Annotated in this window: 1 protein-coding gene and 1 pseudogene; both read left to right on the top strand. The window is 63.3% G+C overall.

Annotated elements, in window-relative coordinates; all coding sequences use genetic code 11:
• Positions 1-586 (top strand): electron transfer flavoprotein subunit beta/FixA family protein (locus U5A67_RS40455; RefSeq protein ID WP_321818833.1); only part of this gene is annotated, 586 nt, incomplete at its 5' end.
• 15 nt (positions 587-601) lie between these two features.
• A pseudogene (locus U5A67_RS40450) lies at positions 602-784 on the top strand (electron transfer flavoprotein subunit alpha/FixB family protein); the annotation flags it as partial.

Here is a 784-nt window from a genome sequence, read left to right as displayed (position 1 = left end):
CACGGAAGTGATTGCTGTGTCCGCAGGCGTGACGCAGGCTCAGGAAACGCTGCGCACGGCGCTGGCGATCGGCGCGGATCGCGCGATCCTGATCGAGTCGAACGAAGACCTGCAGCCGCTGGCTGTCGCGAAGCTGCTCAAGGCGCTGGTCGACAAGGAACAGCCGCAGCTCGTCATCCTCGGCAAGCAGGCCATCGACGACGATTCGAACCAGACCGGCCAGATGCTCGCCGCGCTGGCCGACCTGCCGCAAGCCACCTTCGCTTCGAAGATCACGGTGGCAGACGGCAAGGCGACGGTTGCGCGTGAAGTCGATGGCGGCGCGGAAACGCTCTCGCTGACGCTGCCCGCCGTGGTTACGACGGACCTGCGCCTGAACGAGCCGCGCTACGTCACGCTGCCGAACATCATGAAGGCGAAGAAGAAGCCGCTGGAAACGATCAAGCCGGAAGACCTCGGTGTGGACGTCACGCCGCGTCTGAAGACCCTCAAGGTTGCCGAGCCGCCCAAGCGCAGCGCAGGCGTGAAGGTCGCGGACGTGAAGACGCTGGTCGAGAAGCTGAAGACCGAAGCCAAGGTGCTGTAAGGGGAGCTAAGTAAAATGACGAATCTGGTTATTGCTGAACACGACAACGCTTCCATCAAGGCAGCGACGCTGAACACGGTTGCAGCAGCACAGAAGATTGGCGGCGACGTGCACGTGCTGGTCGCGGGTCACAACGCACAGGCTGCCGCTGACGCAGCAGCGAAGATCGCAGGCGTTTCGAAGGTGCTGCTCGCCGAC

It is taken from the genome of Paraburkholderia sp. J69-1 (assembly GCF_905220255.1).
GTDB lineage: Bacteria > Pseudomonadota > Gammaproteobacteria > Burkholderiales > Burkholderiaceae > Paraburkholderia.
This window is presented reverse-complemented; position numbering and strand designations above follow the sequence as displayed.